Source organism: Actinomycetospora atypica, assembly GCF_042653685.1.
GTDB lineage: Bacteria > Actinomycetota > Actinomycetes > Mycobacteriales > Pseudonocardiaceae > Actinomycetospora > Actinomycetospora atypica.
Genome location: NZ_JBHSIV010000016.1, coordinates 21978 through 46356 on the forward strand (window position 1 = coordinate 21978; position 24379 = coordinate 46356).

Consider the following 24379-nt stretch of genomic DNA (forward strand, 5'->3'; position numbering starts at 1 on the left):
CCCGTGCGCCTCGTCCTCGGTTCCGCCTCCCTCGCCCGCCTCGGTGTCCTGCGCGCCGCGGGGGTCGACCCGACCGTGCTGGTCTCCGACGTCGACGAGGACGCGCTGCTCGCCGAGCTGGCCGACGCGAGCTCCGCCGAGAAGGTCACCGCCCTCGCGCTCGCGAAGGCCCGGGCCGTGTCGGCGCAGGTGCCCCGCGACGACGAGGAGGTCGTCGTCATCGGGTGCGACTCGATGCTCGACCTCGACGGCGAGCTGGTCGGCAAGCCGCACACCGTGGAGAACGCCCGGGCGCGCTGGGCGCGGATGGCCGGGAGGCACGGCGAGCTGCTCACCGGGCACGCCGTGATCCGGCTGCGCGGCGGCCTCGCCGAGGCCGAGATCGCCGGGCACGCCAGCACGCTGGTCACCTTCGCCGAGCCCACACCCGCCCAGCTCGAGGCCTACCTCGCCTCGGGCGAGCCGCTGGGGGTCGCAGGGGCCTTCACCCTCGACGGCCTCGGCGGCTGGCTGGTCGAGGGCATCCAGGGCGACCCGTCCAACGTCATCGGGATCAGCCTGCCGCTCGTGCGCCGGCTGCTCGCCGAGCTCGGGGTCGAGGTCAGCGACCTGTGGCGGGCGGCACCGGCGGGCTCATGCGGGACGGTGCGCCCGGCGCCGCGCAGGCCGGCGGGGCGCCCGCGCGGCCCGGCGCGGGAGGTGCGTCGGGGGCGGCGGACGACAGCGACCGCACCACCCGGTCGGCGGCGGACGCGTCCGCGTCCTGGGTACGGCCGGGGGCGGCCACGGCCAGCACGACGAGCCCGGGCCCGCCGCGGGTCCCGGCGACCGTCGAGACGCGGACGATCGCGCCGCCGGAGATCCGGCGCACCGAGGTGAAGGCGTCGCGGCCGTCGAGCGAGCCGGCGCCGTCGGAGACCGTCTCGACCTCGCCGTCCCCGTCGCCCCGCGCCCCGTCGGCGAAGGCCCCCACGAGGCGGCGGGCCTCGGCGGCGAGGGCGTCCTCCCCGGAGCCGCGGGCGGGGTCGAGGCGCCCGACGAGCACGGTGGCGCGCTCGCCCAGGGTGAGCACGGTGGGGAAGCGGCCGGGCGGGACGGGCACGAGGTCCTGGGAGCGCGCGGCCTCCCACCCGGCGGGCAGGGCCACCGTCGCGCCGAGGGCCGGGTCGCCGACCCGTCCGGGGCGGGCGGCCGGGGCCGGGGGGCGCGTGGTGACCGGCGGCGCGGCGGCCTCGGCGGCGAGGGCGGGCTCCGGGCCCGACTCCGGTGCCGACGAGGCCGTGGTCCGCTCGGCCTGGTCGCGGTCGGCCCCGGCCGCGGTCGCCACGGCGGCCACGGTCCCCGCCAGCGCGGCCACGGAGGCGCAGGCGGCCACGGCGGCGCCCCACCAGCGACCGGAGGAGCGGCGGGGCGAGGAGGCGGTCATCGGGACACGACGGTAGCGACCGCCCCCGACCCGGCTCACACCGCCGCCCGCGACCCGTCGCGCTGTGGTCATGACCACGCCACAGTCGGTGTCGCCCCGGGCGTGCGGTGCGGGAGAGTCCCCCGGAACGGTCACGCCCGACCGTTCCGCGCCACCCGGACGGTCCCCCTCCCCCGACGGCCCTACACTGCCGCCGATCGGCCCCGTCCACCCGTCATTGCCGACGTGTTCGCCCCCAGGAGGCAGTCCGATGGCCCCGCAGGCTCAGCAGGCCCCCCTGCACACCGTGCTGATCGCCAACCGCGGGGAGATCGCCGTCCGGGTGGCGCGGGCGTGCAAGGACGCCGGACTGACCAGCGTCGCCGTCTACGCCGAGCCCGACCGCGACGCCCCGCACGTGCGGATCGCCGACCAGGCCTTCGCCCTGGGCGGGGAGACCGCCGCCGAGAGCTACCTCAACATCGAGAAGCTCATCGGCGCGGCGAAGGAGTCCGGCGCCAACGGCATCCACCCCGGCTACGGGTTCCTCTCGGAGAACTCCGACTTCGCCCAGGCCGTCATCGACGCCGGGCTGATCTGGATCGGGCCCTCCCCGCAGGCCATCCGCGACCTCGGCGACAAGGTCACCGCCCGCAAGATCGCCGAGCGGGCCGGCGCGCCGCTGGTCCCCGGCACCAAGGACCCGGTCGCCGACGCCGACGAGGTCATCGCCTTCGCCGACGAGCACGGCCTGCCGGTCGCGATCAAGGCCGCCTTCGGCGGCGGCGGGCGCGGCATGCGCGTGGCCCGCGAGCGCGACGAGATCGCCGAGATGTTCGACGCCGCGGTCCGCGAGGCCGTCTCGGCGTTCGGCCGCGGCGAGTCCTTCGTCGAGCGCTACCTCGACCGCCCGCGCCACGTCGAGGCCCAGGTACTGGCCGACCAGCACGGCAACTGCATCGTCGTCGGCACCCGCGACTGCTCGCTGCAGCGCCGCCACCAGAAGCTCGTCGAGGAGGCCCCGGCGCCGTTCCTGTCCGACGAGCAGCGCAAGCGCATCCACACCTCCGCCCGCGACATCTGCGTCGAGGCCGGCTACTCCGGCGCGGGCACCGTGGAGTTCCTCGTCGGCGAGGACGGCACCATCTCCTTCCTCGAGGTCAACACCCGCCTGCAGGTCGAGCACCCGGTCTCCGAGGAGACCAGCGGCCTGGACCTGGTCCGCGAGCAGTTCCGCATCGCCAACGGCGAGGAACTGCGGTTCAAGACCGACCCCGAGCCGCGCGGGCACTCCATCGAGTTCCGCCTCAACGGCGAGGACGCCGGCCGCGGCTTCCTGCCCGCCCCCGGCACCGTCACCCGGTTCGTCGCCCCCTCCGGGCCGGGCGTGCGCGTCGACGCCGGCGTCGAGTCCGGCACCGTGATCGGCGGCCAGTTCGACTCCATGGTCGGCAAGCTCATCGTCACCGGCGAGGACCGCGAGCAGGCCCTGCAGCGCTCCCGGCGCGCCCTGGACGAGATCGTCGTCGAGGGCATGCCGACCGTCATCCCGTTCCACCGCCTCGTCGTCACCGACCCGGCGTTCACCGCCCCCGAGGGCGCCTCCTCGTTCACCGTGCACACCCGGTGGATCGAGACCGAGTGGAACAACACCGTCGAGCCCTACGTGGCCGAGGTCGCCGGGGACGACGAGGACGAGGTCTCCCCGCGCCAGACCGTGGTCGTCGAGGTCGGCGGCAAGCGGCTCGAGGTGTCGCTGCCCGGCGACCTCGCGCTCGGCGGCGGGGGCGGCGGGGCCGCCCCGGCGGCGAAGAAGAAGTCGCGCAAGCGCACCGGCGGCGGCGCCAAGGTCTCCGGCGACGCGGTCACCTCGCCCATGCAGGGCACCGTCGTGAAGGTCTCGGTCTCCGAGGGCGACACCGTCTCCACCGGCGACCAGATCGCCGTGGTCGAGGCCATGAAGATGGAGAACCCGGTCACCGCGCACAAGGACGGCACGGTGACGGGCCTGTCGGTCGAGGCGGGCGGCTCGGTGAACCAGGGCGCGGTCATCTGCGAGATCGCCGACGCCTGAGTGTCCGCACTGCGGCCATGCTGACGCCGGACGTCACGAACGGCTGCGGTACGGCGCGCTGACCTACGCTGGAGCCGTGGGCGAGCTGCGGATCGGGAACCGGGAGCGCGAGCTCGCCATGGGCGCTCTCGACGAGCACCTGCGCGAGGGCCGGCTCGAGCCGGGCGAGTACGCGGAGCGCTCGGCCGTGGCCTCCACGGCCCGGTTCCGCTCCGAGATCGACGCCCTGTTCACCGACCTCCCCGCGCCGCACCCGGGCCACCCGTGCGCCTCCGCCGCGGTCCCGCGTCCCGACGACGGCGCGGAGCCGGTCGCGTCGTCGGCCCCGGTCGGCGCCCCCGCCCGGCCCGAGGAGCTCCCGGAGCTCGTCGCGCCGCTCGGGGCCCGGCTCGGCCGGCACGCCGGGACGCTGTCGGCGCTCGCCCCCGTGCTCGCGGTGGTCCTCTTCGTGGCCACCGGGTTCCGGTTCCCGCAGGTGTTCCTGCTCGTCCCGGTCGCGATCGGCCTCCTCGCCTGGCTCGGCCACCGGCACGAGGGATGAGATCGGGGCCCCCGATGGTTGGGCTCTGCGCGGTTCCCGTCCACGACCGGGCGTAAAGCGGTCGGTGGCTGTCCGGGGTCCGTGGTTCTCTAGGTGGTGGTGGCGACGAGGCCGCCCCTCCCGCCCGCACCGAAAGGCACCCCAGCTCATGACCACGGCTCCCACCACGCCGGACGCCCCCGCGTCCGGCGACCTCGAGGCGGACGCGGCGCCCCCGCCGGGCGGCACGCGCGCCGGAGTGGTGATCGCGGTCCTCGTCGTCTCCGCGTTCGTCATGATCCTCAACGAGACGATCCTGTCGGTCGCGCTGAACGACCTGACGCGCGACCTCGGCGTCTCCACCACCACGGTGCAGTGGCTGACCAGCGGCTTCCTGCTGACGATGGCCGTGGTCATCCCCACCACCGGCTACCTGCTCGAGCGGTTCACCCCGCGGCAGGTGTTCCTCGCGTCGCTGACGATGTTCAGCCTCGGCACGCTCGTCAGCGCCCTCGCGCCGGGCTTCGGGGTGCTGCTGGTCGGCCGCGTGATCCAGGCGTTCGGCACCGCGGTGATGATCCCGCTGCTGATGACCTCGGTGATGCGTCTGGTCCCGGAGAACCGGCGCGGCTCGATGATGGGCACGATCTCCATCGTCATCGCCGTCGCGCCCGCCATCGGCCCGACGATCGGCGGCGCGGTGCTGGCCTCGCTCGGCTGGCGCTGGATGTTCTGGATCGTCCTCCCGCTCGCCGTCGCCGCCCTGGTTCTCGGAGCGGTCATGCTGAAGCTGCCCTCGGACACCCGCAAGGTGCCGCTGAGCCTGCTCTCGGTGCTGCTCTCCGCGGTCGGCTTCGGGGGCATCCTCTACGGCTTCTCCGCGATCGGGGAGTCGGGCGGCTCCGGCCCGCACGTGGCGCCGTGGATCCCGCTGGCGATCGGCGCGGTGTCCCTCGTGCTGTTCGTGCTGCGCCAGCTCGCGCTGCAGAAGCACGACGCGGCCCTGCTCGACCTGCGGCCGTTCACCCACCGGGCGTTCACGATCTCGGTGCTGCTCATCTCACTGCTGTTCATGGCCCTGCTCGGGGCGGCCGCCATCCTCCTGCCGCTCTACCTGCAGACGGTCCTCGGCCAGGGCACGCTGGTGACGGGCCTCGCGGTCCTGCCCGGCGGGCTCGTGCTCGGCCTGCTGGGCCGGCCGGTCGGCGCCCTGTTCGACCGCGTGGGGGCGCGCCCGCTGGTCATCCCCGGCGCCGCGATGATGGCGGCGTCCCTGTGGGCGTTCGCCTCCCTGGGTGCCGGGTCGGCGCTCTGGCTCGTGGTCGTCATCCACGTGGTGCTCATGGCGGGCCTCGGCCTGATGATGACGCCGCTGATGACCACGGCGCTGGGCTCGCTCCCCGGAGCGCTCTACTCCCACGGCTCCGCGATCCTCGCGACGCTGCAGCAGGTCGCCGGGGCCTTCGGCACCGCCGCGTTCGTGACGATCTCCGCGCTGGGCTCGGCCGCCGCGAGCGGTACCCCCGACGCGGCGGGTCTGCGGGCGGGCTTCATGGCTGCGGGCGTCGTCGGCGTCGTGGCGTTCGGGATCTCGCTGTTCATGCCGAAGCGCGTCTCCCCCTCAACCGAGCTCGAGACGGCGGCCGACGCCGAGGGGCCCGGGCCGGTCGACGACCACGGGTCCGGGGACCGGGACGACGACACCACGGAGTTCCCGGCGCTCGCGCGCGACACGACCGGGCACGACGCCGCGGCGGGGCCGTCGGTGGTGGGTCGGGTGACCCTCCGGCGGGCCGGCGAGGCGGTGGTGACCCTCGTCGACGAGCACGGGTGCCAGCACGGCCGGGCCGTCACCGTGGACGGCGAGTACGAGCTCGCCCTTCCCGGGTCCGGGGCCTGGCTGCTCGTGGTCAGCGCCCCCGGCCACGCGCCGCGGGCCGACCGCGTGGTCGCCGACGGCCGGCCGTCGGCGGTGCGCCACGACGTCTCGCTGGTGACCTCCGAGCCGATCGCCGACGACGCGCGGCCCACCCCGGATGGTTCCACCTCGGACGACGCGACCCGGGAGCCGCAGGTCGCCCGCCGCGGCTGAGCGCAGCCGGACACGAACGAGGCCGGGCCCCGGGGGTTCTCCCCGGGGCCCGGCCTCGTCGTCCGTGGACCTCAGCTGGTGCCGAGCGGCTCCAGCTTGGTGCCGCGGGGGTCGGGCGCCGACACGCGGAGCTTGTCGGCCTCCTCGTCGGTGTCGACCGACTGCGAACGACGCTCGGCCTCGACCCGCTCGACGTAGGAGCGGACCTCCTGCTCGCGGGTCTCCGCGCTCCAGCCCAGCAGCTCGGCCATCTGGTCGGCCACCGACTCGGCGGACTCGACGCCGCGGTGCGCGTACTCGATGGAGATGCGCGTGCGGCGGGTGAGGACGTCGTCGAGGTGCAGCGCGCCCTCGTAGGCCACCGCGTAGGCGATCTCGACCCTCAGATAGTCCGACGCGCCCGGGACCGGCTCGCGCAGGCTGGGATCGGCCTCGGTCATCGCGAGCAGGCCGTGCAGCAGCGAGCCGTAGCGGTCGAGCAGGTGGCGCACCCGGTGCGGGTGCAGGTCGTGGTCGCGGCCGATCTGCTCGGCCTGGTTGACCAGCGCGAAGTACCCGTCGGCCCCCACCAGCGGGACCCGCTCGGTGATCGACGGGGCGACCCGGGCGGGGATGTCCTGGGCCGCCATGTCGAGCGCGTCCTTGGCCATCACGCGGTAGGTCGTGTACTTGCCGCCCGCGATCGACACCATGCCCGGCATCACGCGCGACACCGCGTGCTCACGGGAGAGCTTCGAGGTCTCCTCGCTCTCGCCGGCGAGCAGCGGCCGCAGGCCGGCGTAGACGCCCTCGATGTCGTCGTGGCTCAACGGGGTCACCAGCACCTCGTTGATGTGCTCGAGCAGGTAGTCGAGGTCCTGGCGGGTGGCCGCCGGGTGCGCGAGGTCGAGCCGCCAGCTGGTGTCGGTGGTCCCGACGATCCAGTGGTTGCGCCACGGGATGACGAACAGGACCGACTTCTCGGTCCGCAGGATCATGCCGACGTCCGACGGGATCTTGTCGCGGGCGACGAGGAAGTGCACGCCCTTCGACGCATTCACCTTGAAGCGCCCGCGGGTGCCCGCGGCGTGCTGCATCTGGTCGGTCCACACGCCGGTGCAGTTGACGACGACGTGCGCGCGCACGTCGGTCTCGCGCCCGGTCTCGACGTCGCGGACGCGGACCCCGGCCACCCGGTCGACCTCGTGGATGAAGTCGACGACCTGGGTGGAGGTGCGCACCACGGCGCCGTACTGGGCGGCGGTGCGCCCGACCATCATGGTGTGGCGGGCGTCGTCGGCCTGCGCGTCGTAGTAGCGCACCGCGCCGACGAGCGCGTCCCGCTTGAGTGCCGGCGCCATCCGCAGCGCGCCGGAGCGGGTGAGCTGCTTCTGCTTGGGCAGGGAGCTCTTGCCGCCCATGGTGTCGTAGAGCGTGATGCCGGCCGTGACGTACGGGCGCTCCCACACGTGGTGGGTCAGCGGGTACAGGAACGGCACGGGCTTGATCAGGTGCGGGGCCAGCCGCGTCATGTTCAGCTCGCGCTCGAACAGCGCCTCGCGGACGAGCCCGAAGTCGAGCTGCTCGAGGTAGCGCAGGCCGCCGTGGAAGAGCTTCGACGACCGGCTGGAGGTGCCGGCGGCCAGGTCGCGGGCCTCGACGAGCGCCACGGACAGGCCGCGCGTCGCGGCGTCGAGTGCGGCGCCCACCCCGACCACGCCGCCGCCGACGACCACGACGTCGAACGTCTCGTCCTGCAGGCGCGCCCAGGCGCGGGCGCGCTCGGCCGGGCCGAGCCGGGCGGGCTCCACCGTGGCATCGAGCGCCTCGGCCTCGGGCGAGACGGACCCCCCGGACTGCTCGGCGATGGACGTCCCGTCGGCGTGCTGTGGGGAATTCGCAGCCACTGAGGGCCTCCTCGTGCGATCGGTGTCAGAGCGGTGCTCCGTGCGACGCAGCGGGATCGGACGACCGCTCCCACCTGCGACGACCGTCCGTGATCTTCCCAGGGCGGCACCATCCACGGTACCTGCGGATCACGACGCCCGGGGCGTTCCACCCATCGGGAGGAAAGCGCTTTCGGCCGCACGACGGAGGCATAGACACATGTGACGTACGCGACTAGCGTTCCGCCGCGCCCGACGGTTCCGGCACACGGGCCGCCGCCGAGGGCACGACGCGGGAGGTCGGAGTGACCCCGGTTCTCAGCGGTGGCGAGATCATCCTGTGGGAGTTCCTGGGAACGGCGGTGCTGCTGCTGTTCGGTGTCGGCGTCGTCGCGAACGTGATCCTCCCGAGGTCGAACCAGGACGGGGACACGGCACCGTGGGTGCTGATCGTCATCGGCTGGGGCGTCGGCGTCTTCGCCGGGGCGAGCATCGCCGACCCCTCGGGCGGCCACATCAACCCCGCGGTGACGCTCGGCCTCGCGATCGCCGGGAAGACCCCGTGGGCGAACGTGCCCTTCTACCTCATCGGCCAGTTCCTCGGCGCCTTCGTCGGCGCGGGCCTCGCCTGGTTGCTCTACAAGCTGCAGTTCGACCACAACCGGGAGCACAACACCGAGACCGTCGGGATCTTCGCCACCAACCCGCCGATCAAGAAGCCGGTGTGGAACCTGGTCAGCGAAACGGTCGCGACCTTCGTGCTCCTGCTGTTCCTGCTCACGGCGCCGTACGACTCGCCGGCCAACTACGCCGCGGTGACCGCCCTCGTCGTCGGGATCGGCGCGGCGCTCGGCGGCCCGACCGGCTACGCGATCAACCCGGCCCGCGACCTCGGCCCGCGCGCGGCGTACGCCGTCCTGCCGATCCCCGGCAAGGGCACGGCCGACTGGGGCTACTCCTGGGTGCCGATCGTCGGCCCCTTCCTCGGGGCGGCGCTCGCCGGCCTCGTGGCCCTCGTCCTGCCGACCTACAGCTGACAGGCTCTCCCTCCCCCGCACCGATATCGCTAGGAGCAGGCCCGATGACCCAGTACGTCGCGGCGATCGACCAGGGCACGACGTCCACCCGCTGCATGATCTTCGACCACTCCGGGCGGGTCGTCGCCGTCGACCAGCTCGAGCACCAGCAGATCTTCCCGCGGGCCGGGTGGGTCGAGCACGACGCCGCCGAGATCTGGGTCAACACCCGCCAGGTCTGCGGTGGCGCGCTCGCCCGCGCCGACCTCGACGCGTCGAACATCGCCGCCGTCGGCATCACCAACCAGCGCGAGACCACCGTCATCTGGGACAAGGCGACCGGCGAGCCGATCCACAACGCGATCGTCTGGCAGGACACCCGCACCCAGGACATCTGCGACGAGCTCGGGGCCCTCGGCGGGGGCGCCGAGCGCTACCGCGCGAAGACCGGCCTCCCCCTCGCCACCTACTTCGCGGGCCCGAAGGCCCGCTGGATCCTCGACCACGTCGAGGGCGCCCGGGAGCGGGCCGAGCGCGGCGAGCTCGCGTTCGGGACGATGGACACCTGGGTGCTGTGGAACGCCACCGGGGGCATCGAGGGCGGCCTGCACGTCACCGACCCGACGAACGCGTCGCGCACGCTGCTGATGAACATCGACACCCTCGAGTGGGACCCCGAGCTCTGCGAGGAGATCGGGGTGCCGATGGCGATGCTGCCCGAGATCCGGTCCTCGTCCGAGACCTACGGCAACATCCGGGCCCGCGGCACGTTCCGCGACGTCCCGGTGTCGGGGATCCTCGGCGACCAGCAGGCGGCGACCTTCGGCCAGGCCTGCCTCTCGGTCGGCGAGGCCAAGAACACCTACGGCACCGGCAACTTCGTGCTGCTCAACACGGGCACCGAGAAGGTCGAGTCGAAGAACGGCCTGCTGACGACGGTCTGCTACAAGATCGGGAACAACGACGCGGTCTACGCCCTCGAGGGCTCGATCGCGGTCACCGGCTCGCTGGTGCAGTGGCTGCGCGACAACCTCGGCATGATCTCCTCGGCCCCCGAGGTCGAGGACCTGGCGAAGTCGGTCGACGACAACGGCGGCGCCTACGTCGTCCCCGCCTTCTCCGGCCTGTTCGCCCCGTACTGGCGCTCCGACGCGCGTGGCGTGATCGTCGGCCTCACGCGCTACGTCAACAAGGGCCACATCGCCCGGGCCGTGCTCGAGGCGACCGCGTTCCAGACCCGCGAGGTCATCGACGCGATGAACGCCGACTCCGGGGTGCCGCTCACGACCCTCAAGGTCGACGGCGGCATGGTCGGCAACGAGGTCCTCATGCAGTTCCAGGCCGACCTGCTCGGCGTCGAGGTCGTCCGGCCCGTGGTCGCCGAGACGACGGCGCTGGGGGCGGCCTACGCCGCCGGTCTGGCCGTCGGGTTCTGGTCCTCGGAGCAGGAGATCCGCGACAACTGGGCCCAGGACAAGGTGTGGGAGCCGAACATGGACCCGGGCGAGCGCGACCGCATCTACGCGGAGTGGAAGAAGGCGGTCACCCGCACCTTCGACTGGGCGTGAGGTGCCGGAGGCTCGTGAGCACTGATCCGTGTCCCGACACGGATTAGTGCTCACAAGCTCCGCACCATGGAGTGATACCCGGGGCCGATGTGGCCAGTGGGGCCGATGATTCGCGGCGTGCGCCTCGTCCCGCTCCTGCTGGCGGTCCTGCTCCTCACCGCCGGAACGGCCGCCCTGCCCGCGGCGGCCGCTCCGGCACCCTCGTGCGCCACCGGTGACCCAGCCCTGCTGACCGGGCAGCTCCGCAGCGGCGGGCTGGTGCGCCGCTACGAGGTGCACCTGCCCGCGCGCCGGGACCCCGCCCGTCCCCTGCCGGTGCTGCTCGCCTTCCACGGGCGCGGCGAGCCGCCGGCCCGGCTGCGCGGCTACACCGGCTTCGACGCCGCCGACGCGGTGGTCCTCTACCCCGAGGGCCGCCCGACCGCGGGTCCGCAGCCGACCCTCGCGTGGGAGGGCACCCGCGACCACCCGGTCGACGGCGTCGACGTGGCGTTCGTCCGCGACCTGCTCGCCGAGGTCGGGCGGCGGGTCTGCACCGACCCGCGCCGCACGGTCGCCACCGGGTCCTCCCAGGGCGGCGGGTTCACCCACACCCTGGCCTGCGCGGCACCCGGGCTGCTCGCCGCGATCGCCCCCGTGGCCGGCGCGTTCTACCGGCCCGAGGCCGGCGGGGTCCGCGAGTGCCGGTCCGGCCCTCTCCGCGTCGTCGAGATCCACGGCGACGCCGACCCCGTCATCGCCTACACCGGCACCGAGCGCTCCCGGCCGATCCCCGAGTGGCTCGCGGAGTGGACGGCGCGCGACGGGTGCGGCCGCCCGGTCGACCGCCCGCTCCCGCCCGACGTCACCGAGCGCCGGTGGGCGCCCTGCTCCCGCGGCGGCGAGGTCCTGCACTACCTCGTCCGCGGCGGCAACCACGGCTGGCCGGGCGCCCCGGCCCCGGCGGTCGTCGGGCCCGGAATCCGGACGACGACGATCTCCGCGACCGCCGTCATCCTGACCTTCACCGGCATCCCCCGGTCGCCCGCCTGACCACCCCGCCCCGCACCGCCACGGCGTGGAGCGACTACTCAGTCCAGGTCGTCGTGCTGCATGAGGCGACGGCCGGCCTCGGTGACCGACCCCGACAGCGACGGGTAGATCGAGAACGTGTGGGCGAGGTCGTCCACCGTCAGGTTGTTCTGCACCGCCATCGCCAGCGGCAGGATCAGCTCGCTCGCCACCGGGGCCACGATCACGCCGCCGATGACCACGCCGGTGGCGGGCCGGCAGAACACCTTGACGAAGCCGCGGGACAGGCCCTGCATCTTCGAGCGCGGGTTGGTCCCCAGCGGCAGGAGCACCTCACGGGCGGCGAACTCCCCCGACTCGACCTGCTTGTGCCCGATGCCGACGGTCGCCACCTCGGGCCGGGTGAACACCGCCGAGGCGACCGTCTTCAGGCGCAGCGGGTTCACCCCCTCGCCGAGGGCGTGCCACATGGCGATGCGGCCCTGCATGGCCGCGACCGAGGCGAGCGGGAGCAGACCCGTGCAGTCGCCGGCCGCGTAGACGCCGGGCACCGCCGTCCGGGAGACCCGGTCGACGGTGATGTGGCCGGTGTCGCGCAGCTCGAGCCCGATGTTCTCCACGCCGAGGTCGCCGGTGTTCGGCACCGAGCCGACCGTCATCAGCGCGTGCGTGCCGGTGACCTCGCGGCCGTCGGACAGCGTCACCCGCACCCCCTCGGAGGTGGCCACGACCTTGTCGGCCCGCGAGCGCGGCTCGATGGTCACGCCCCGCTCGGTGAAGACCTCCTCGAGCGTCGCGGCGGCGTCGGGGTCCTCGTGCGGGAGGACCCGGTCGCGGCTGGAGATCAGGGTGACCCGCACGCCCATCTCGGCGTAGGCGGACACGAACTCCGCCCCGGTGACGCCGGAGCCGACGACGACGAGGTGCTCGGGCAGCGCGTCGAGGTCGTAGATCTGGCGCCAGGTGAGGATGCGGCGGCCGTCGGGCACCGCGTCGGGCAGCACCCGGGGGGACGCGCCGGTGGCGATGAGCGCGACGTCGGCGGTGACCACCTCGTCGCCCTGCGGTCCGGAGATGGCGATCTCGTGGGTGGCGCTGTTCGGCCCGCCCGCGCAGAACCGGCCGCGGCCGTCGACCACCCGGACGCCCGCGCGCTCCAGCGTCGCCCGGACGTCGGCCGACTGCGCGAGCGCGAGGCCCTTGACGCGGCTGTTCACCCGCGGGAGGTCGACGACGACGTCCTCGAGCTCGGACTCGATGCCCATGTCGGCGTTGCGCCGGAAGCCCGCGCGGACGCCGGCGGAGGCGATGAAGGTCTTCGAGGGCACGCAGTCGTAGGCGACGCTGGAGCCGCCGACGCTGTCCTCCTCGACGAGCACGACGTCGGCCTCGTGCTGCGCGGCGACCAGGGCCGCCTCGTACCCGGCGGGGCCACCGCCGAGGATCACGATGCGGGTCATGGGTGGGACGTCCCTCCGGAGGATCGGTGTCGGGCCGTGTGGTGGTGCCCGGGCTCGCTGACCGTGGACCGGTCACGTCCATCCTGCCCGTTCGGCGCACGGAGGGTGTTCCCGGCGTCGTTCGACGACGACTCGACGCAGGACCACGACCATCGGCACCGAACGGCTCATCCCTGGCTACCCTGTGCGCCGTGCCGCTCTACGCCGCGTACGGGTCGAACATGGATCCGGCCCAGATGATGCAACGCGCGCCCCACTCGCCCGTCTCGGGGACCGGATGGCTCGAGGGCTGGCGGATCACCTTCGGGGGCGAGGACCTCGGGTGGGAGGGCGCGCTCTCCACGGTGGTGGAGGACCCGGGCTCGCGGGTGTTCGTCGTCCTCTACGACGTGAGCCCGCTCGATGTCGAGCGCCTCGACAACTGGGAGGGCGCCGAGCTCGGCATGCACAAGAAGCTGCGGCTGCGCATCCAGACGATGGACGGCCCGCAGCTCGCGTGGGTGTACGTGCTCGACGCCTACGAGGGCGGGCTGCCCTCGGCCCGCTACATCGGGGTGCTCTCCGACGCCGCCGAGGCCGCGGGCGCACCGGACGACTACGTGCGGGCGCTGCGCGAGCGCCCCTGCCGCTCCGTGGGGCCCGGCTCCGCCTCGCTGTAGGACCGGGAGCCCGCCGCCGAGTGGGCCCCCACGGCTGGACCCGCCGCCGTGAGCGCCCACCGGGCGCAGACCCGGTCATCGAGTGGGCCCCCTCGGCCGGACCCGCGGCCGTGAGCGCCCACTCGGTGAAGCCCCGGTCACCGAGTGGGCCCCCACGGCTGGTCTCGGGACCGTGAGCGCCCACTCGGCGCGCTCCTACCGGTCGAACCCGGCGCGGCGCAGTGCCTCGGCCATCGCGTCGTTCCCCGCGGCCGGCCGCGAGTCGCGCCCACTACGGCCGCCGCCCTGGCCCTGTCCGCCGCGCTGGCCCTGTCCGCCACGCTGCCCCTGACCGCCGCCGCGGGGGCCGCCCCCGGGCTTGCCGCCCTGGGGCCGGTCACCCCGCCCCTGCCCGCCGCGGTCGTCGCGCGCCCCGCCGTTCTGGCCCGACCCCTTCTGGCCCGACCCCTTCTGACGGGGCCCCTTCTCCCCCGCCGCCGGGTCGTCGTCGAGGCGCAGCGTGAGCGCGATCCGCTTGCGCGGGACGTCGACGTCGAGGACCTTCACCCGCACCACGTCGCCGGGCCCGACGACCGCACGCGGGTCGGACACGAACTCCTTCGACATCGCCGAGATGTGGACCAGGCCGTCCTGGTGCACGCCCACGTCGACGAACGCCCCGAATGCGGCGACGTTGGTGACCACGCCCTCGAGCACCATCCCCACCGAGAGGTCGGTGATCTGCTCGACGCCCTCGGCGAAGGTGGCCGTCTCGAAGGCCGGGCGCGGGTCGCGGCCGGGCTTGTCGAGCTCGGCGATGATGTCGGTGACGGTGGGGACGCCGAACGTGTCGTCGGTGAACTCGCGCGGGTCGAGCCGCCCGAGCAGCGCGGAGTTGCCGACGAGCGACGCGACGTCGGTTCCCGTCCGCTCGACGATGCGCCGCACCACCGGGTAGGCCTCGGGGTGCACGCCCGACCGGTCGAGCGGGTCGCCCGCGTCGGGGATGCGCAGGAAGCCCGCGCACTGCTCGAACGCCTTCGCACCCAGGCGCGGCACCTTCGTCAGCGCCTTGCGCGAGGCGAACGGGCCGTGCTCGTCGCGGAACCCGACGATCGTCGTCGCGAGCCCCGACGAGATGCCCGACACCCGGCGCAGCAACGGCGCCGAGGCGGTGTTCACGTCGACGCCGACGGCGTTCACGCAGTCCTCCACCACGCCGTCGAGCGAGCGGGACAGCAGCGTGCCGGACACGTCGTGCTGGTACTGGCCGACCCCGATCGACTTCGGGTCGATCTTGACGAGCTCGGCCAGCGGGTCCTGCAGGCGGCGGGCGATGGAGACGGCGCCGCGGATCGACACGTCGAGGTCGGGCAGCTCTCGCGTCCCCTCCTCGGAGGCCGAGTAGACCGACGCGCCGGCCTCGGACACCATCGCCGGGATCAGCCCGGGCTGGGCCTTGGCGAGCTCGACGGCCAGCTTGTGGGTCTCGCGCGACGCGGTCCCGTTGCCGATGGCCACCAGCTCGACCTCGTGGGCGGTCGCGAGCCGCGCCAGCGTCTCGAGCGAGCGGTCCCACTGGTTGCGCGGCACGTGCGGGTAGATCGTGTCGTGGGCGACGACCTTGCCGGTGCCGTCGACCACCGCGACCTTCACCCCGGTACGCAGCCCCGGGTCGAGCCCCATGGTGGGGCGGGCGCCGGCGGGGGCGGCGAGCAGCAGGTCGCGCAGGTTGCCCGCGAACACGCCGACGGCGCCCTCCTCGGCCACCTCCCGCAGCCGCACCCGCAGGTCGACCGCGAGCCGCGAGGAGATGCGGGTGCGCCACGCCCAGCGGGCCACCCCGAGCAGCCACGCGTCGGCCGGGCGCCCGCGGTCGGCGATCCCGGCCACGGCGGCGATGCGCGCCTCGTAGGCCGAGGTGTCGCCGTCGTCGTCGGCGGAGCACGGGTCGAACGTCAGCGCGAGGACCTCCTCGGTCTCCCCGCGCAGCAGCGCGAGGATCCGGTGGGAGGGCAGCCGGGTGAAGGGCTCGTCGAAGGCGAAGTAGTCGGAGAACTTGGCCGCGGCCTGGTCGTCGGCCTTCCCCTCGCGCACGGCGGCGGTGAGCCGGCCACGGGTCCACATCCGCTCCCGGAGCTCCCCGACGAGGTCGGCGTCCTCCGCGAGGCGCTCGACGAGGATCGCCCGCGCGCCCTCGAGGGCCGCGTCGGCGTCGGCGACCCCGCGCTCCGCGTCGACGAACGCCGCGGCGGCCGCCCTCGGGTCGACCGTCGGGTCGCCGAGCAGGCCGTCGGCCAGCGGCTCGAGCCCGGCCTCCCGGGCGATCATGGCCTTGGTGCGGCGCTTGGGCTTGAAGGGCAGGTAGACGTCCTCGAGCCGGCTCTTGGTCTCGGCGGCGAGCAGCTGGGCGTGCAGCTCGTCGGTGAGCTTGCCCTGCTCCTGCACGGAGGCGATCACGGCCGCGCGACGGTCCTCGAGCTCGCGCAGGTAGCCCAGGCGCTCGTCGAGCGTGCGGAGCTGCGCGTCGTCGAGCCCGCCGGTGGCCTCCTTGCGGTACCGCGCGACGAACGGGACGGTCGCGCCGCCGTCGAGCAGCTCGATCGCGGCGCGGACCTGCCCCTCGCCCGCCCCCAGCTCGGTGGCGATGCGACGGGACACGGGCGGTAGCTGGGCGGGCGCGGACGCGGTCACGGGAGCCATGGTGCAACACGGGACCGACAGCCTCGGCCGGGCCCGGCGGCCGTCGTCGGGACGGGGTGTGGCAGGCGGCCCGTACCGACGGCGATCGTGACGTCCAGTGTCAGCAAGGCCGCAGTGCTGACACTCCGGAGGGTCAGCCCTCGAGCGAGAGCAGCGCCGCCTGGACCATCGTGCGCACGCCCACCGGCAGCGCCCGCTCGTCGAGCTGGAACGTCGGCTGGTGGATGTCGGACTGCGGGCCCTCGCCCGACCACACGCCGAGCCGCCCCATGGCGCCGGGCACGTGCTCGAGGTACCAGCCGAAGTCCTCGCCGCCCGACGACTGCTCGGTGTCGGTGGCCGCCCCGGGCCCCGCGGCCCGCTCGGCGGCGCGCGAGAGGAGGTCGGCCGACACGGGGTCGTTGACCACCGGCGGCACCCCGCGGCGGTGCTCGAGCACGTAGCCGACCCCCGTGGGGGCGAGCAGCGCGGTGACGAGCTGGCGCACGAGCGGCTCGAGCTCGTTCCAGGTCGCGTGCTGGGCGGTGCGCAGGGTCCCCGAGAGGGTCCCGACCTCGGGCACGGCGTTGGCCGCGTGCCCGGCGCCGACCTGGCCCCAGACGAGGACGGTGCCCGAGCGCGGGTCGACGCGGCGCGAGAGCAGGTCGGGCAGCCCGGTGATGACGGTGCCCAGGGCGTGCACGAGGTCGGCCGTCAGGTGCGGGCGCGACGTGTGGCCGCCCGGCGAGGTGAGGCGCAGCTCGAGCATGTCGCAGGCCGAGGTGATCGGGCCGACGCGCGTGCCCACGCGCCCGACCTCGAGCCGCGGGTCGCAGTGCAGCGCGAAGATGCGGTCGACGTCGGCGAGGCCGTCGGCGGCGATGACCTCGAGCGCCCCGCCCGGCTGGACCTCCTCCGCGGGCTGGAACACGAGCCGGACGCGGCCGGGCAGCTCGTCGGCGACCGAGGCCAGCGCGACGCCGGCGCCCAGGAGCACCGCGGTGTGGGCGTCGTGGCCGCACATGTGCGCGATCCCCGGGCGCTTCGAGATCCAGGGGACGTCGGCGTGCTCGTGCAGCGGCAGAGCGTCCATGTCGGCGCGGAGCGCGACCGTGCGCGAGCCGGTGCCGATGTCGCAGATGAGGCCGGTGCCGGGCAGCCGGCGCGGGCGCAGGCCGACGGACTCGAGGACGCGGACGCAGAGGTCGGTGGTGACGCGCTCGGTGCGGGCGAGCTCGGGGTGTGCGTGGATCGCGCGGCGCCAGCCGACGACGGCGGCCGTGTGCTCGGCGAGCCACGCCTCGAGCCACCGGGGTCCGTTACCTGCACCGAGGTCGGGCACGATCTCGCCGGCGGGTGCCACGGCCGGGTCCTCCGGGCGGGTCTGCAGCAGCGTCACCGTTCCACCTCCTCGAACCGCGGACGGGTACGTCCGGCGGCTGGTGATGCCCAGGATGCCCCGCCGCCAGACGTCCCGGGACGCTCCGCCGCCGAGGGCGCCGAGGGGTCCCGACGATGCTGTCAGTGGCGGAGTGACCGACCACGGAGCGGGACGAACGGCCGGTTCACGCAGGTCACCGGGTCAGCGGTGCGTAAACCCCGGTGGTCGACGGACGAGCGGTCCGACGGTCGTCGGTCGTCGCGCCTCGTGAGGTTGCACGCCACCGTTCGTAGCGGGCGGGTGGGGCGGTGGTCACCGACGGCCGAGACGCCATCATGGGGGTGTGAGTCCTCGCCCCACGGAGATCCGCCGTCTCGTCGGCCGGTACCGCCTGGACTCCGAGCTCGGACGCGGCGCGATGGGCACCGTCTGGTCGGCCTACGACGAGGTGCTGCACCGGCCGGTCGCCGTCAAGGAGGTCCGGCTCTCGCTGGTCCCGGTGTCGGAGCGGGCGATCGTCCGGGAACGAACGCTGCGCGAGGCCCGGGCCACCGCGATGCTCAGCCACCCCAACGTCGTGACCCTCTACGACGTCGTCGAGGTCAACGCCGAGCCCTACGTCGTCATGGAGCTGCTGCCCTCGCGCAGCCTCGCGTCCTACATCTCCGAGCGCGGCACCCTCTCCCCCGCCGAGACCGCCGAGATCGGCTCGGCCGTCGCGTCGGCGCTGATGACGGCCCACCGCGCGGGCATCACCCACCGCGACGTGAAGCCCGGCAACGTCCTCATCGGCACCGACGGCCAGATCAAGCTCACCGACTTCGGCATCGCCCGGAACTCCGCCGAGTCGTCGATGACCCAGACGGGCACGGTGCTCGGGTCGCCGCCCTACATCGCCCCCGAGGTCGCGATGGGCCGCGCGGTCGGGCCCGCCGCCGACCTCTGGGGCCTCGGCGCCACGCTCTTCGCCTGCCTCGAGGGCCGGCCGCCCTACGACGCGGGCGACCCGGTCTCCACGGTCTCCGCCGTCGTGCACGGCGACGTCCCCCGCCCGAAGGGCAGCGGGCCGGTGCAGGACGTCGTCCGCGGGCTGATGGTCAAGGACCCGACCCTGCGGATGCCGCTGCCCGCCGTCCGCCGCCGGCTGCGCCCGTTGATGGCCGACCCCGAGGGCCCCATGCTCTCGGCGCCGCCCTCGCCCGCCACCACGGAGTTCCGGCTCCCCACCGCCGCCCGCCCGGGCGACGACGAGGCCCGCTCCGGCCTGATCCCGGTCTCGCGCGGCCGCGACGGCACGCTCGTCGACGCGCACCCGCCCGGTCCGGCCCCGGCGACCCCGCCCGTCTCGCCGCCCGAGTCGCCCCGCACCGCGCCGCTCGCGAGCCCCCGGGCCGACTCCGGTGGTCCGGCCACCGAGGACGCCCCGGTCCAGGGCGTTCCCGACGACGCCTCGGGCGAGACCCCGGTCGAGGCCGCGGACCCGTCGTCGGCCGAGGGTGCTGCTGCCGGTGTGGTCGCGGCGGGCGCCGTGGCGGCCGGGGTCGCGACGGCCGGGACCGACGACGACGAGGCGGGCGCCGAGGACGGTGGGTCCGCCCCGGACGCGACGGCCGCCGACGAGGAGACCCCCGCGTCGAGCGAGACCCCCGTGGTCGCGGCGGCCGGGACGGCCACCGTGGCGGACGACGCCGCGGAGACCTCCGACGAGGAGGAGGTCCCCGACGAGGCCGAGGCGGCCTCGGGTGAGGTCGCCGTCCCGACCCGCGCGACGAAGCCCGGTGAGACCGAGGCGGACGCGACGAGCGCCGACGCCGACCCGGAGGCTGAGGCCGACGCGGCCGAGGCCGACCCGACGCCGGCCGACGAGGGCCCGGCCACGGCCGATCCCGCCGAGGCCGACCCGGAGGAGGGCTCGGCAGGCTCGACGTCGACGGACGAGGGCACGTCGGACGAGGACCCGGCGCCCGAGAGCCCGGCGAAGGACGGCCCGCACGGGAGCCGACCCCTCGGCAAAGGCCCCGCGGCGAAGGGCCCCGCGGCGAAGGGCCCCGCGGCGAAGGGCCCCGCGGCGAAGGGCCTTGCGGCGAAGGCGCCGACGAGCCCCGCCGGGAAGGCCTCGACCGGGGAGACCCCCGCCGCGACCGACGAGCCCGCGGGCCCGGCAGCAGGCGGGGCGGCAGCGGTGGCCGCCAGCGCGGCGGCCGGCACCGGCGCGGAGGCCGCGGCGACCGCGGGCAAGACGGCAGGGTCGACGGACGGCTCGGCGGAGCCCGCGACCACCGACCCGGACCAGGACCCCTCGCCCGACGAGCCCGACACGGGCGACGACGACCCGACCCCACCCCGCAGCGGGACCACCACCTCGTCGGGACCCGGCACCTCGTCGGGACCCGGCACCTCGTCGGGACCCGGCACCCCGGCGGGCGGCACCCGTACCTCCACCGGCCCCGGCACCCCGGGGCGCGGCACGCCGTCATCGGGACTCCCGCGCCCGGGGACGCCGCCGGGCGGCACGCCGACCGCCGCCGAGACCACGATGGTCACGCCGCGGCTGCCCCTCGACGGCGGACGACCGCGTCCGCCCGGCGGCCCGACCACGCCCGGCGCCTGGCCGATGGCCGGCGGCCCCGGCTACCGGCGGCCCCCGCCTCCCCAGCCCCGGCGACCCGGTCCCCCGCAGGCGCTGGCCGCCGATCCCGGCCCGTTGCCGTTCGCCCCCGCCCGCTCGACCGGGCCCTCCGCGGACGACCAGCGGCGCCGCCGGATCGCGGTGATCGTCCTCGTCGTCGTGCTGGCCCTGGCGGGACTCTTCGGGGGCTACGTGCTGACCCGCCTCATGGCCGGACAGCCCCCGTTCTCGATCTCGCTGGCTCCCGACGGGCCGGTGGTCGACGGCGAGCGGATGGTCGCGCACTCCGACGACAACGCCCGCTACAGCGGGACCGGCCTCGGGTTCACCGCGCTGGTCCCGAGCACCTGGCAGCAGTTCCGGCTGCAGCAGCCGGGCGGCGACATCGTCGTGCGCTACGTCTCCGACGACGCCGACCGCGAGCTGCGCATCGACCGGCTCGTCCGCTTCTACCCCGCGCAGAGCGCCGCCGACTACGCGCAGCTGCTCGCCGATCCGGGCCGGGTCGGGGCGGACGCGGTGCGGGTCGAGCCGCTGACCCAGGTCGCGCCCGCCCGTCCCGGCGCCACCGAGGCGGTGCAGCAGACCGTGTACCGGGCCCGCACCGGCACCACCGACGACCGCACCACCTGGACCCGGCTCATCCCCTCGGGCGCCGACCTCTGGGTCGTCCGTCTGACCGCGCCGAGCCTGGCCCCCGGCGGCGCCCCGCTGCAGTTCGCGACGGTGGCCGACAGCTTCTCCCCGCCGGTCTGAGTGTGCGTGCCGATAGGCGAAGATGGCCCGCGATGAGCACCAGCCCGCAGGACGCAGCGGCCGCACTCGCCGAGCGGACGGGGGTGGCCCGGCACGACGTCGCGGTGGTCCTCGGATCGGGCTGGGGCCCGGCCGCCGACGGCATCGGTGAGGCCACGGCGGAGGTCCCGGTCGCGGAGCTGCCCGGGTTCACCCCGCTCGGCGCCCCCGATCACCGCGGCACGGCCCGGTCCGTGCCGGTCGGGGACGCCCACGCGCTCGTCCTGCTCGGGCGCACCCACCTCTACGAGGGCCACGGCGTGGCCCAGGCGGTGCACGCGGTCCGCACGGCCTGCGCCGCCGGGGCCCGCACGGTGATCCTGACGAACGCCGCGGGCGGGATCGACCCGTCCTACGCCGTCGGGCAGCCGGTGCTGATCTCCGACCACCTCAACCTCACGGGTCGCTCCCCGCTGGTCGGCCCGGAGTTCGTCGACCTCACCGACGCCTACGACCCGGGGCTCCGCGCGGCGGCGCGCGACCTCGACCCGGGCCTCGTGGAGGGCGTCTACGCCGGCCTGCCGGGCCCGCACTTCGAGACGCCGGCCGAGATCCGGATGCTGCGGACGCTCGGCGCCGACCTCGTCGGGATGTCGACGGTGCTCGAGACGATCGCGGCCCGCGCCCTCGGCGCCCGGGTGGCCGGGATCGCGCTGGTCAGCAACCCCGCGGCGGGTACCACCGACGAGGCGATCGACCACCTCGCCGTGCTCGACGCGGTGCACGCCGCGGCGGAGCGCACCGGCGCGCTGCTGCGCGGACTGGTGACGGCCGCCCTGGCATAGCCGACCGGGTCGCGCCGCCGGGCGCACGGCGTCCTGACGACGAAATGAGCGTGCCGGTCCGCGGGTTGAACTGATCATGACATCGCGCGCCGTGCAGTACGCCCGCTTCGGAGGGCCGGAGGTCCTCGAGATCGTGGACCGCGAGGACCCGGAGCCGGGCCCCGGCCAGGTCCGCCTCGCCGTGCGGGCCGCGTCGGTCAACCCTGTCGACTGGAAGCTGCGCTCCGGCGCCTTCGCCGGCACCGACGCCCCCGAGCGGCCGGTGGTCGCCGGGCAGGACGTCGCCGGCGTGGTCGAGGCGCTCGGGGACGGGGTCGACGCGTTCACGGTCGGCGACGAGGTCCTCGGCCACGCGCGCGGCGGCGCCTACGCGGAGAAGGCCCTCGCCGACGTCTCGCGCCTGGTCCGGAAGCCGAGCTCGGTGTCGTGGGAGACGGCCGCCTCGCTGCCGGTCGTCGTGACCACCGCCTACCGCGCGCTCAACCTGCTCCGGCTCGGCGGTGACGCCCCCGGCACGGTCCTGGTGGTCAACGGGGCCTCCGGCGGCGTCGGCATCGTCGTCACCCAGGTGGCCGTCGCCCGCGGCATCACGGTGGTCGGCACCGCGAGCGCATCGCACCAGGACGACGTCCGGGCCCTCGGGGCGATCCCGGTCGTCTACGGCGACGGGCTCGTCGAGCGGGTCCGTGCGGTCGCCGACCACGTGGACGCGGTGTTCGACACCGCGGGCAAGGGCGACCTCGGCGAGCTGGTGGCCCTGACCGGCGGCCCCGACCGGGTGCTCACCATCGCCCACCCCGACGCGCAGACCCACGGCGTCACCTTCTCCTCCGGGGGCGGGAACGCCGAGGTGGAGGGCGCCCTGGCGGAGTTCGTCGGGCGCCTCGACGCCGGGACCGCGCGGGCGCCGGAGGTCGTCGTCTACCCGCTGGAGAAGGCCGGGCAGGCGCAGGAGGACAACCGGACGGGCACCGTCAGCGGCAAGCTGGTCCTGGTGCCGTAGTCATTCGCGGGCGGCCAGCGCGGCCGCGTAGAGGTCGTTGGTCGAGACCCCGTGGGCGGTCGCGACCTCGCGGGCCGCGTGCTTGAGCTTCAGGCCGCCCTCGGCGAGGCGCAGCACCTCGTCGGCCAGCTCGCCGGGCTCGGGCGCGCGACGGACGGCGGGTGCGAGCACCACCGTGATCTCCCCGAGCACGTCGCGCTCCCCGGCCCAGGCGACGAGCTCGGCCAGGGTGCCGCGGACGACCTCCTCGTAGGTCTTGGTCAGCTCGCGGCACACCGCGGCCCGCCGCCCGTCCCCGAGCACCTCGCGCGCCGTGGCCAGCAGCGACGCCAGCCGACGCGGCGACTCGAAGAACACGACGGTGCGCTTCTCGTCGGCGAGCTCCGCGAACCACGAGCGCCGCTCGCCGTCCTTGCGGGGCGCGAACCCCTCGAAGCAGAACCGGTCGGTGGGCATCCCGGACACTGCGAGCGCCGCCAGCACGGCGGAGGGCCCGGGCAGGCAGCGCACCGGGACCCCGGCCTCGACGCACGCCGCCACGAGCCGGTAGCCGGGGTCGGAGACCGAGGGCATCCCCGCGTCGGTCACGACGAGGACGGTGGCCCCGCCCGCGAGGTCCTCCATCAGCCCCGGGATCCGAGAGCGCTCGACGTCCTCGTAGAAGCTGACCCGACGACCGCCGACGGTCACCCCGAGCGCGGCGGCCAGCCGACCGAGGCGACGCGTGTCCTCGACGGCGACGACGTCGGCGGTCGCGAGGGCGTCGCGCAGCCGGACCGAGGCGTCGTCGGGATTCCCGAGCGGCGTCGCCGCCAGCAGCAGGACACCGGGCACGCCCCGACCCTAGATCAGCGGTCGAGGGCGTCCAGGTCGACGGTGGCGCCGAGGGCGAGTGAGGCCGTACCCCGGTGCTCGGCGACGAGTCGGTAGGCCCCGTCGTCAAGGACCAGTTCGGTCAGCACCACCGGGGGACCGGGCTCGACGAGCAGGTAGTGCGCGATCCCCACCTCGGCGTACTCGGCGAGTTTCGCCACCCGGTCCGTCCGGCGGCTCCCCGGCGACTGGACCTCGACGGCCAGCAGGACGTCGGCCGGATCCTGCCGGGTGCGCTCGTCCGCCGTGGCGGTGCGCACCACGACGACGTCGGGCGCCCGGACCGTGGGGGTCGGGCCGCCCTCGATCAGGACGTCCAGCTCCGGAACGGCACACCATTCGGGCGGCAGAACGGCGTCCAGGGCGTTCATCACGAGGACGGCGAGACGCTGATGACGGGCCGAGGGCCGGCTCCAGACCATCAGCACCCCCTCCAGCAGCTCGACCTTGGCGGGCAGCCCCTCGGGCAGGGCGTCCCACTCCTCGAGCCCGATCGGGTGCGGCGGCAGGCCGCGCACCAGTGCCTCGACGCTCATGGACCCTCACCTCCTTCGATGGAGCCGAGGGTCCCACGGTTCCCAC

The 24379-nt window shown here is 75.0% G+C and carries 16 protein-coding genes and 2 pseudogenes; 11 read left to right on the forward strand and 7 right to left on the reverse strand.

Translation table 11 applies throughout. The annotated features are described in order from the left end of the window. Positions 1 to 3: 3 nt before the first annotated feature. Positions 4 to 615: pseudogene (locus ACFPBZ_RS15910) on the forward strand (Maf family protein); the annotation flags it as partial. Here the strand turns inward: ACFPBZ_RS15910 and ACFPBZ_RS15915 are convergent. Then, complete coding sequence (locus tag ACFPBZ_RS15915) at positions 602 to 1426, reverse strand: hypothetical protein (protein ID WP_378037056.1); 825 nt, start codon at positions 1424 to 1426, stop codon at positions 602 to 604. The pseudogene ACFPBZ_RS15910 and the gene ACFPBZ_RS15915 overlap by 14 nt on opposite strands. A gap of 250 nt (positions 1427 to 1676) precedes the next feature. Here ACFPBZ_RS15915 and ACFPBZ_RS15920 point away from each other — a divergent pair, with 250 nt between their 5' ends. The 3 genes and pseudogenes from ACFPBZ_RS15920 to ACFPBZ_RS15930 all read left to right on the forward strand — a co-directional run. Further along, entirely contained in the window at positions 1677 to 3479 is a 1803-nt protein-coding gene (locus ACFPBZ_RS15920; protein WP_378037057.1) for an acetyl/propionyl/methylcrotonyl-CoA carboxylase subunit alpha, read from the forward strand. A gap of 76 nt (positions 3480 to 3555) precedes the next feature. After that, on the forward strand, positions 3556 to 4020 hold the full coding sequence (locus tag ACFPBZ_RS15925) for a DUF1707 SHOCT-like domain-containing protein (protein ID WP_378037058.1): 465 nt from the start codon (positions 3556 to 3558) through the stop codon (positions 4018 to 4020). A gap of 148 nt (positions 4021 to 4168) precedes the next feature. Then, positions 4169 to 5626 (forward strand): annotated as a pseudogene (locus ACFPBZ_RS15930) (DHA2 family efflux MFS transporter permease subunit); the annotation flags it as partial. 536 nt (positions 5627 to 6162) lie between these two features. Here ACFPBZ_RS15930 and ACFPBZ_RS15935 read toward each other — a convergent pair. Then, positions 6163 to 7881 (reverse strand): glycerol-3-phosphate dehydrogenase/oxidase, encoded by a 1719-nt coding sequence (locus tag ACFPBZ_RS15935; protein ID WP_378037141.1) that lies wholly within the window; start codon positions 7879 to 7881, stop codon positions 6163 to 6165. Positions 7882 to 8261: 380 nt separating this feature from the next. Between ACFPBZ_RS15935 and ACFPBZ_RS15940 the strand changes: the two genes are divergently transcribed. The 3 genes from ACFPBZ_RS15940 (at position 8262) to ACFPBZ_RS15950 (ending at position 11572) form a co-directional block, all read left to right on the forward strand. Beyond that, a complete protein-coding gene (locus tag ACFPBZ_RS15940; RefSeq protein WP_378037059.1) occupies positions 8262 to 8993 on the forward strand; it encodes an MIP/aquaporin family protein in 732 nt (243 codons plus the stop codon). Between the two features lie 44 nt (positions 8994 to 9037). Then, entirely contained in the window at positions 9038 to 10540 is a 1503-nt protein-coding gene (gene glpK / locus ACFPBZ_RS15945; RefSeq protein ID WP_378037060.1) for a glycerol kinase GlpK, read from the forward strand. Between the two features lie 117 nt (positions 10541 to 10657). After that, positions 10658 to 11572, forward strand: a complete 915-nt coding sequence (locus ACFPBZ_RS15950; protein WP_378037061.1) for a CE1 family esterase — start codon at positions 10658 to 10660, stop codon at positions 11570 to 11572. A 38-nt stretch (positions 11573 to 11610) separates the two neighbouring features. On the opposite strand, the gene ACFPBZ_RS15955 is transcribed toward ACFPBZ_RS15950, so the two are convergent. Further along, the gene (locus ACFPBZ_RS15955; RefSeq protein WP_378037062.1) at positions 11611 to 13011 is read right to left on the reverse strand and encodes an NAD(P)H-quinone dehydrogenase; all 1401 of its coding nucleotides are present in this window, start codon (positions 13009 to 13011) and stop codon (positions 11611 to 11613) included. A 191-nt stretch (positions 13012 to 13202) separates the two neighbouring features. On the opposite strand from ACFPBZ_RS15955, the gene ACFPBZ_RS15960 reads away from it, so the two are divergent. After that, positions 13203 to 13670 carry a gamma-glutamylcyclotransferase family protein gene (locus ACFPBZ_RS15960; RefSeq protein WP_378037063.1) on the forward strand — a complete coding sequence of 156 codons (468 nt, stop codon included), beginning with the start codon at positions 13203 to 13205 and terminating at the stop codon, positions 13668 to 13670. Positions 13671 to 13865: 195 nt separating this feature from the next. On the opposite strand, the gene ACFPBZ_RS15965 is transcribed toward ACFPBZ_RS15960, so the two are convergent. Beyond that, positions 13866 to 16343 (reverse strand): Tex family protein, encoded by a 2478-nt coding sequence (locus ACFPBZ_RS15965; RefSeq protein ID WP_378037064.1) that lies wholly within the window; start codon positions 16341 to 16343, stop codon positions 13866 to 13868. 142 nt (positions 16344 to 16485) lie between these two features. Then, positions 16486 to 17730 carry an amidohydrolase gene (locus ACFPBZ_RS15970; protein WP_378037065.1) on the reverse strand — a complete coding sequence of 415 codons (1245 nt, stop codon included), beginning with the start codon at positions 17728 to 17730 and terminating at the stop codon, positions 16486 to 16488. A 325-nt stretch (positions 17731 to 18055) separates the two neighbouring features. Between ACFPBZ_RS15970 and ACFPBZ_RS15975 the strand changes: the two genes are divergently transcribed. The 3 genes from ACFPBZ_RS15975 (at position 18056) to ACFPBZ_RS15985 (ending at position 22924) form a co-directional block, all read left to right on the forward strand. Continuing rightward, entirely contained in the window at positions 18056 to 21097 is a 3042-nt protein-coding gene (locus ACFPBZ_RS15975) for a serine/threonine protein kinase (RefSeq protein WP_378037066.1), read from the forward strand. A gap of 32 nt (positions 21098 to 21129) precedes the next feature. After that, the gene (locus tag ACFPBZ_RS15980; protein WP_378037067.1) at positions 21130 to 21921 is read left to right on the forward strand and encodes a purine-nucleoside phosphorylase; all 792 of its coding nucleotides are present in this window, start codon (positions 21130 to 21132) and stop codon (positions 21919 to 21921) included. 76 nt (positions 21922 to 21997) lie between these two features. After that, positions 21998 to 22924: an NADP-dependent oxidoreductase gene (locus tag ACFPBZ_RS15985; RefSeq protein WP_378037068.1), complete on the forward strand. Its 927-nt coding sequence runs from the start codon at positions 21998 to 22000 to the stop codon at positions 22922 to 22924. Here ACFPBZ_RS15985 and rsmI read toward each other — a convergent pair whose 3' ends face one another. Both rsmI and ACFPBZ_RS15995 read right to left on the reverse strand, forming a co-directional pair. Beyond that, a complete protein-coding gene (gene rsmI / locus ACFPBZ_RS15990) occupies positions 22925 to 23758 on the reverse strand; it encodes a 16S rRNA (cytidine(1402)-2'-O)-methyltransferase (RefSeq protein WP_378037069.1) in 834 nt (277 codons plus the stop codon). 14 nt (positions 23759 to 23772) lie between these two features. Further along, positions 23773 to 24333 (reverse strand): Uma2 family endonuclease, encoded by a 561-nt coding sequence (locus ACFPBZ_RS15995; protein WP_378037070.1) that lies wholly within the window; start codon positions 24331 to 24333, stop codon positions 23773 to 23775. Positions 24334 to 24379 lie beyond the last annotated feature (46 nt).